Annotated in this window: 5 protein-coding genes; 3 read left to right on the top strand and 2 right to left on the bottom strand. The window is 72.6% G+C overall.

Features of this window, described 5'->3' with window-relative positions:
• Positions 1-71: 71 nt before the first annotated feature.
• On the bottom strand, positions 72-554 hold the full coding sequence (locus CCN51_RS33185) for a MarR family winged helix-turn-helix transcriptional regulator (protein WP_043490202.1): 483 nt from the start codon (positions 552-554) through the stop codon (positions 72-74).
• A 262-nt stretch (positions 555-816) separates the two neighbouring features.
• Between CCN51_RS33185 and CCN51_RS33180 the strand changes: the two genes are divergently transcribed.
• A complete protein-coding gene (locus CCN51_RS33180; RefSeq protein ID WP_014176467.1) occupies positions 817-1,665 on the top strand; it encodes a lysozyme in 849 nt (282 codons plus the stop codon).
• 172 nt (positions 1,666-1,837) lie between these two features.
• Here the strand turns inward: CCN51_RS33180 and lon are convergent, their stop codons facing one another.
• Entirely contained in the window at positions 1,838-4,285 is a 2,448-nt protein-coding gene (gene lon, locus CCN51_RS33175; protein ID WP_014176468.1) for an endopeptidase La, read from the bottom strand.
• A gap of 180 nt (positions 4,286-4,465) precedes the next feature.
• On the opposite strand from lon, the gene CCN51_RS33170 reads away from it, so the two are divergent.
• Positions 4,466-5,065 carry an RNA polymerase sigma factor gene (locus CCN51_RS33170; protein ID WP_014176469.1) on the top strand — a complete coding sequence of 200 codons (600 nt, stop codon included), beginning with the start codon at positions 4,466-4,468 and terminating at the stop codon, positions 5,063-5,065.
• On the top strand, positions 5,062-5,755 hold a 694-nt coding region (locus CCN51_RS58130; RefSeq protein ID WP_143675961.1), incomplete at its 3' end, for a zf-HC2 domain-containing protein. The genes CCN51_RS33170 and CCN51_RS58130, both read left to right, overlap by 4 nt.

Below are 5,755 nucleotides of genomic sequence, written 5' to 3'. Positions count from 1 at the left end.
CCCGTCCCCCGAACGCCACACCCGCGTCGCCGGGTCGGCGGACCTTGCCGATCCTGTCGTACATGAGAGGCCTACTCCTGCGGCGAAGCTGCGTCCTGCCCAGGCTCCTCGGCGACCTGCACGGAGTTCAGCCGGTGCAGCAGCCGGGCGAGTTCGGCCACCTCGCTGCGCTCCCACGCCGCGAGGCGGCGCGCATACCGCGCCCGCCGGGCCACTCGCACCCGACGGAACCGGGCACGCCCCTCATCCGTCAACTGAACCAGGGAGGCCCGGCCGTCGGCGGGGTCGGGGGTCCTGGCCACCAGCCCGAGGTCCTCCAGCACCCGCAGTTGGCGGCTCATCGTCGCCTTGCCGACACCGAAGTAGGCCGCGAGATCCGTGGCCCGCTGCTGTCCGGCGTCTTCCAGCCGCATCAGCAGTCCATACGCGGCGGATTCCAGTTCGGGGTGGACTTCCCGTGCCAATTCACCCGAAGAAGCGCGGGCACGGCGAAGGAAAACCGCCAATTCGCGCTCCAGAGCCAGGAATGCATGGTCTACACCAATTCCACCCATGGTGCGTCCCTCACCCCCCTCGGGGGGCATTGCCCCGTTGTCGTGCACGTCAGAGCCCTCTCCGGATTTTCACGGCGTGAAATTTTCTTTCAGACGCGGCCGTCACCGCAGCTCCGTCAGTATTTCGCAGGATTAGACCAACGGCAGCAACCCGACCCCCTTCCGCGCCGCGTATCTACGCCCGTAGCGTCCTGTCCTACCTGACATGGCCATACCAATGACACGTGCACCTCTCCCCACACGAGGCCTTCGGAGGCACGCCATGCCCAAGCACAGACCTGGTACGACCCGGCGCACCCTGACCGCGGTCATCGGCATTCTCGCCGGTCTCCTCGCGATGAGCTTCACGCTCTCCGGTACGGCTTCGGCCGCCCAGGGCAAGAGCGGAAAAGCCATCCCCCACCCCGAGGACGACTGGGCGGGCTCACAGATACTCAAGCACGAAGGCGGATCCACGACCGGTGAGGAGCCGCCCGGGCTGCTCGCCTCCGTCGAAGGCGTGGACGTCAGCAGCCATCAGGGCAACGTCGCCTGGTCGACGCTCTGGAGCAGCGGAGTGCGCTTCGCCTACGTCAAGGCGACAGAAGGCACCACGTACACGAACCCGTACTTCGCGCAGCAGTACAACGGTTCGTACAACGTCGGCATGATCCGCGGCTCGTACCACTTCGCCCTGCCGGACAACTCCAGCGGCGCGGCGCAGGCCACGTACTTCGTCAACCACGGCGGTGGCTGGTCGAAGGACGGCAAGACGCTCCCCGGCGCGCTCGACATGGAGTACAACCCCTACGGCGCGACCTGCTACGGCAAGAGCGCGAGCGCGATGGTCAGCTGGATCAAGGACTTCAACAACACCTACAAGTCCCTCACCGGCCGCGACCCGGTGATCTACACCTCGACCAGCTGGTGGAAGAGCTGCACGGGCAACTCCAGCGCCTTCGGCAGCGTCAACCCGCTGTGGATCCCGCGCTACGGCTCCTCCGTCGGTGAACTCCCGGCGGGCTGGGGCTTCCACACCATCTGGCAGTACACCTCGTCGGGCGCGACGGTCGGCGACCACAACCAGTTCAACGGCGCGATCGACCGGCTGCAGGCCCTCGCCAACGGCTGACGCTCCCCGCGTCAACGCTTCGGCCCTTCGGCTCTTCGCCCTCCGGTGTACGGACCCGGCTGTCCGTGCACCGGAGGGCGTCGGCCGTTTTTGGCCCACGCCCTCCGGTGCACGGACGGCCCGGAACCCCCGTGCGAACGGGGGTCCCGGGCCACCGCACCGGTGGCGTCCGTCACGCCGCCACCGGAACCTCCGGGGCGGCCGGTGCGGCCGCCGGGGTGAGGGCCAGTTCCAGGACGCGGCGGACGTCCGAGACCGGGTGGACGTCGAGCTTGTCCAGGATCTCGGCGGGGACGTCGTCGAGGTCGGGCTCGTTGCGCTTGGGGATGATCACGGTGGTCACCCCGGCCCGGTGCGCCGCCAGCAGCTTCTGCTTGACGCCGCCGATGGGCAGCACCCGCCCGGTCAGCGAGACCTCACCCGTCATCGCCACGTCCGGGCGCACCTGGCGGCCGGAGAGCAGCGAGGCCAGGGCCGTGGTCATCGTGATGCCCGCGCTCGGGCCGTCCTTGGGCACCGCGCCCGCCGGGACGTGCAGGTGGATGCCGCGCTCCTTGAGGTCACCGACCGGAAGCTCCAGCTCCGCGCCGTGCGAGCGCAGGAACGAGAGCGCGATCTGGGCGGACTCCTTCATGACGTCGCCCAGCTGACCGGTGAGGGTCAGCCCCGCGCCGCCCGTTTCCGGGTCGGCCAGCGACGCCTCGACGAACAGCACGTCCCCGCCCGCGCCGGTGACCGCGAGCCCGGTCGACACGCCCGGCACGGCAGTGCGCCGCTCGGCCGGGTCCTGGGCGGACTCGGGGGTGTGGTGCGGGCGGCCGATCAGCAGCCGCAGCTCGTCGGTGCCGATCGTGACGGGCAGCTTCCGCTCGCCCAGCTCGTGCTGGGCCGCCACCTTGCGCAGCAGCCGCGCGATGGACCGCTCCAGGGTCCGTACGCCCGCCTCGCGGGTGTACTCGGCGGCCAGCTTGCGCAGCGCGTCGTCCTCCAGCGCCACCTCGCCCGGCTCCAGGCCGGCCCGCTCCAGCTGGCGGGGCAGCAGGTGGTCGCGGGCGATGGTGACCTTCTCGTCCTCGGTGTAGCCGTCCAGGCGGACCAGCTCCATGCGGTCGAGCAGGGCCTCGGGGATGGCCTCCAGGACGTTGGCCGTGGCGAGGAAGACCACGTCGCTCAGGTCGAGTTCGACCTCCAGGTAGTGGTCGCGGAAGGTGTGGTTCTGCGCCGGGTCCAGGACCTCGAGCAGGGCCGCGGCGGGGTCGCCGCGGTAGTCGGAGCCGACCTTGTCGATCTCGTCGAGGAGGACGACCGGGTTCATCGAGCCCGCCTCCTTGATGGCCCGCACGATCCGGCCGGGCAGCGCCCCGACGTACGTACGCCGGTGGCCGCGGATCTCCGCCTCGTCGCGGACGCCGCCGAGCGCGACGCGCACGAACTCGCGCCCCATCGCGCGGGCGACCGACTCGCCGAGCGAGGTCTTGCCGACGCCGGGCGGGCCCACCAGAGCCAGCACCGCGCCGCCCCGCCGGCCGCCGACCACGCCAAGTCCCCGGTCGGCGCGGCGCTTGCGCACCGCCAGGTACTCGGTGATCCGCTCCTTGACGTCCTCCAGGCCCGCGTGGTCGGCGTCGAGCACGGCCTTGGCCCCGGAGATGTCGTACGCGTCCTCGGTGCGCTCGTTCCAGGGCAGTTCCAGGACGGTGTCCAGCCAGGTGCGGATCCAGCTGCCCTCGGGGCTCTGGTCGGAGGCCCGCTCCAGCTTGTCGACCTCCTTGAGGGCCGCCTCGCGCACCTTCTCGGGAAGGTCGGCGGCCTCCACCCGGGCCCGGTAGTCGTCAGCTTCGTCTGCTTCGGCCCCAGTTCCCCCGTTGAGCTCGGCCAGCTCCTTACGGACCGCCTCCAGCTGCCGCCGCAGCAGGAACTCGCGCTGCTGCTTGTCGACGCCCTCCTGGACGTCCTTGGCGATCGACTCGGCGACGTCCTGCTCGGCGAGGTGCTCACCCAGCCAGCCCACGGCCAGCTTCAGCCGCGCCACCGGGTCGGCCGTCTCCAGCAGCTCCACGCGCTGCTGGACCGACAGGAACGGCGAGTAGCCGGAGTTGTCGGCCAGCTGGCCGACGTCGTCGATCTGCTGCACCCGGTCCACGACCTGCCAGGCGCCGCGCTTGCGCAGCCAGCTGGTGGCCAGCGCCTTGTACTCCTTGACCAGCTCGGTGACGGCACCGGGCAACGGATCCGGAACGATCTCCTCGACCTGTGTGCCCTCCACCCACAGAGCGGCCCCGGGCCCGGTCGTCCCCGCGCCTATGCGCACCCGGCGCACACCGCGGATGAGCGCGCCCGGGTCGCCGTCGGAGAGCCGGCCCACCTGCTCGATGGTGCCGAGCGTGCCCATGCCCGCGTACGTCCCGTCGATGCGCGGCACGAGCAGGACGCGCGGCTTCCCGCCGCCGCTGCCGCCTGATCGGGCGGCGCCGCTTGATCGCGCGGCGGCCTGGGCGGCCTCCACCGCCGCTCGTACCTCGGTGTCGGACAGGTCCAGCGGCACCACCATGCCGGGCAGCACGACCTCGTCATCGAGGGGCAGCACGGGCAGGGTGAGCGGTGTGGACGTCGAAGCCATGATCTCCCCTTCGGCAGGCAAGTTGAGCTATGCAGACTCAATGCGCGGAGGCCCGCCGATGTTCCCGGCCCCTTGTTCGCTCTGAGCGATCACCCGTCCTGCGGTGCGTCAGCGCGTCAGCGGATGGTGAACCGCCATCCCTTCAGTAAGCGATAGAGAGGCGTGAAACTGTTCCGCCCCATGGGGGCAGACCGAAGCGACGGGGAGTTGCTGCGAGCCGTCGCGCGGGGAGACGCGCAGGCGCTCGCCGCGCTCTACGACCGGCACGCCGGCTGGCTGCACGCACGCCTCACGCGCCGCTGCCAGGACCCCGAGACCGTACGCGAGGTCCTACAGGACACCTTCGTCACGGCCTGGCGCACGGCCGACGCGCACCGAGGCGGCGAAGCGGGCGGCTGGCTGTGGACCATCGCGGCCCGCCGCCTCGTCGACGCCCAGCGCACCGCCGCCCGCGCCGCCCGCGCCCAGGCCGCCCACGCCCGCCACCAGCCGGACCCGGCCCGCGCCACGGCCCCCTCCGCGGAGGAGCGGGCCCTCGACGCGCTGGAGTACGGGGACGTCGGCACCGCCCTCGACCGTCTCTCCCCCGAACTGCGCGCCGTCCTCCGCGCCACCGTCGTCGACGGGCTCACCACCCGCGAGGCCGCGCAACTCCTCGGCATCCCCGAGGGCACCGTCAAAACCCGCGCCCAACGCGCCCGCAGAGAACTCCGCGCCGCCCTCACCGAGCGGCGCACCACACCCCCGCACCTCCTGGACGCTCTCGGAGGCACCGCATGACGCTCCGACGACTGACCAAGCGCGGCGGCCCCACCGCCGCCGCCTGGCACGTGACACCCGCCCACGCGGCGTCGTACGCCGACGGCTCGCTGCCGGAGACCGACGCGTGGTCGGTCGAGAAGCACGTCGAGTCCTGCGCCGCCTGCGCGGAACGCGTCTCGGCCGCGGTCCGCGCGGGCGCGGCGGCGCCCGCGCTGGCGGACATCCGGGCGGCGGTGCTGGCCTTCGCGGAGGCGGGGGCGGAGGGGGAAGCTGCGGTTGGCGCCGCGGGCGCGGCGGATACGGCCCGGCACGCCGGGCAAGCCGCCGCGCGAAGCGCGATGGCAGCCGGCCGCGCCGACGGCCTGCGGGGCCCGGCCGGCATCGACGGCACGGCCCCAGCCCCCGCGCGGCGGGATTCCGGGGGCGCCCTCGGGCCCACCCCGCACGGGTGGGCGACGGCAGGCGAAGGCCCTCAGGAGGCCGCGTCCCTGAGCGGGACGGCAGCCGCCGCCCCAAGGAGCGCCACCACACGGCCTGCCGCCGAGGCGCGGACCCCGGACGTCGTCACGGCCCACCGCGCGGGGCCGGACGCGTCCCTCCCGCCGACGGCGGCCCGACACGGCCAGGAAGCAGCAGCGCCCGCCGACAGCCGCGCCCGCGGGCCCCGGCGCTTCCGGCTCCGGCTCCGGCTCGGGGCAGTCCGGGGGC

The sequence above is a fragment of the Streptomyces milbemycinicus genome (assembly GCF_002154605.1).
GTDB lineage: Bacteria > Actinomycetota > Actinomycetes > Streptomycetales > Streptomycetaceae > Streptomyces > Streptomyces milbemycinicus.
The sequence above is the reverse complement of the archived record's forward strand: the minus strand, read 5'-3'. Positions and strand labels throughout refer to the sequence as shown.

What these genes read in the sequence shown, in the direction of transcription:
- CCN51_RS33185 (WP_043490202.1), bottom strand. Translation starts at nt 554, where the DNA reads ATGGGTGGAATTGGTGTAGACCATGCATTCCTGGCTCTGGAGCGCGAA.
- CCN51_RS33180 (WP_014176467.1), top strand. Translation starts at nt 817, where the DNA reads ATGCCCAAGCACAGACCTGGTACGACCCGGCGCACCCTGACCGCGGTC.
- lon (WP_014176468.1), bottom strand. Translation starts at nt 4,285, where the DNA reads ATGGCTTCGACGTCCACACCGCTCACCCTGCCCGTGCTGCCCCTCGAT.
- CCN51_RS33170 (WP_014176469.1), top strand. Translation starts at nt 4,466, where the DNA reads ATGGGGGCAGACCGAAGCGACGGGGAGTTGCTGCGAGCCGTCGCGCGG.